The following is a 2,198-nucleotide window of genomic DNA, read 5'->3' on the forward strand; positions in this document are numbered from 1 at the left end:
CCACGATCAGCCGCTGGCTGCCGGAGGCCGTCGCGCGGGGCGACGACCTGCGCGCCCGCGACCAGATGATGACCGGCGCGCTCACCGCGGGCATCTCGATGAAGGGCGGTGGCGCCGCGGACCATGCGTTCGCACACGCCGTGAACGCTCTCTTCGACGTCCACCACGGCGTCGGCGTGGCGTTGTTCCTCGCGGACGCGATGGAGCACAACCTGCCGCACCTGCCCGACCGGTTCGCCGACATCGCGCGTGCCCTGGGCGTCCGGTCCGCCGCCACCGACCCGATGACGCTGGGCAGGGCGGGCATCGACGTGGTGCGATCGCTGGTCGGCTCGCTGCCGATCCCGGCCCTGTCGCAGATCGGTGTTTCCGCGGACGACCTGCCCGCTCTCGTGGACAAGGTCCAGGCCGACGGCTTCCACCTGGGGCTCAACCCCGTTCCCGTCACCGTCGACGACACCCGGCGCATCCTGCGCGCGGCACTTGCGAGGTCGTGATGTCACTCGAAACCTGGGTTCGCGAGCACGGCACGTCGAGCCGCACCACGTGCCGGGTGGCGCAGCTCGACCTGGCCCGTTCCGACGAGCGGGTGTACTCGCTGGAGAACGACCTGGCGCTGCCGTCGGTACCGTTCGGAACGGAGTTTCCTGACCGCTACAAGCAGATCGGCATCGCCGAGGCGAACCTGCTCGGCGTCGCCGCCGGTCTCGCGCAGTCCGGCCGCATCCCGTACGTCAACACGTTCGCCGTCTTCGCGTCGATGCGCGCGTGCGAGCAGATGCGGGTGGACCTGTCGTACCCCAAGGCGAACGTGAAGGTCGTCGGGTACTACACCGGTCTTTCCGGCGGGTTCGCCGGTCCGACCCACCACTGCACCGAGGACATCGCGGTGACGACGGCGTTGCCGGGTTTCACCGTGCTCTCGCCCGCTGACGCCTACGAGGCATACCTCGCGACGCAGGCGGCGGCCCAGGTCGAAGGTCCGGTGTACCTGCGGGCGTCTCGCGGCAACACGCCGATGGTGTACTCCGCCGAGTACTCCTTCGAGATCGGCAAAGCCGTGACGTTGCGCGAGGGCTCCGATGTCACGATCATCGCGACCGGATGCCTGGTCGTGCCGCGCGCCGTGGAGGTCGCGTCGCGGCTGGCGTCACGGGGAATCTCGTGCCGGGTGCTGAACATGCACACCCTGAAGCCGCTCGACACGCAGGCCGTGGTCGCCGCCGCCAGGGAGACCGGGCTGATCGTGACGTACGAGGACCACAACGCGCTCGGCGGTCTCGGCAGCGCGGTCGCGGGCGTGGTGCTGGAGCACGAACCGGTGCCCGTCCTGCGGTTCGGCGTGCCGGACGTGTTCTGCACACGCAGCGACGAGTACGAACAGATTCTCGACCTGCACGGACTCGGTGTCACCGACGTGCACGACGCCATCGTGAGGAGGCTGCGATGAGCCTGTTGCAGCGGCTCGTGGAGCTGGAGTCGCCGTCCGACGACCACTTCGGCTGTCTCGCGGTGCAGGACGTGTTGGGCGGCCTGCTCTCGTCCGCCGGCGGACGGATCGAACGGTCCGTCGGTTCGACCGGAACGCCGGTGCTGGTCGCACGGTTCGGTGCGCAGCGTTCGCCCGTGTTGTTGCTGGGCCACGTGGATACGGTGTGGCCGCGCGGCACGTTGCAGGAGCGTCCGTACACGGTGGAGGACGGTGTGGCCAGCGGGCCCGGCGTGTACGACATGAAAGCCGGACTCGTGCAGATCGTGTCCGCGCTGTCCTCTTTGGACTCACCGGACGTGACGGTGCTGCTGAACGCGGACGAGGAGCTGGGCAGTCCTGGGTCGCAGGACGCGATCATGGCCGAGGCCGCGCGCAGTCGTTGCGCGTTCGTGCTGGAGCCGTGCGGTCCCGGTGGCGCGCTGAAGACGCGGCGCAAGGGCATCGGCATGTACACCCTGGAGGTGACCGGTCGTGCCGCACACCCCGGCCTCGACTTCGCTGGCGGGGTGAACGCCGTCGTCGAACTGGCGCACCAGGTCACGGCGCTGGCCGGCCTGGGCGACGGTGAGACCACGGTGAACGTGGGCAGGATCGACGGCGGTACGGGCCGCAACGTGGAGACGTTCTTCGGCGAGCGCCCCGGCAACTGGTCGATCACGGTCGACGACGTGAAGAACCACGAGGGCGAGGTCGACCGGGTCATCCT

The 2,198-nt window shown here is 69.4% G+C and carries 2 protein-coding genes and 1 pseudogene; all 3 read left to right on the forward strand.

Translation table 11 applies throughout. The features are described from left to right. Positions 1-497 (forward strand): annotated as a pseudogene (locus FXN61_RS48955) (hypothetical protein); the annotation flags it as partial. Next, positions 497-1,450: a transketolase family protein gene (locus FXN61_RS48960; RefSeq protein ID WP_167980570.1), complete on the forward strand. Its 954-nt coding sequence runs from the start codon at positions 497-499 to the stop codon at positions 1,448-1,450. The pseudogene FXN61_RS48955 and the gene FXN61_RS48960, both read left to right, overlap by 1 nt. Further along, positions 1,447-2,198 (forward strand): M20/M25/M40 family metallo-hydrolase (locus FXN61_RS48965; RefSeq protein ID WP_167980571.1); only part of this gene is annotated, 752 nt, incomplete at its 3' end. The genes FXN61_RS48960 and FXN61_RS48965, both read left to right, overlap by 4 nt.

It is taken from the genome of Lentzea indica (assembly GCF_012184385.1).
In the GTDB taxonomy this organism is placed as follows: domain Bacteria; phylum Actinomycetota; class Actinomycetes; order Mycobacteriales; family Pseudonocardiaceae; genus Lentzea; species Lentzea indica.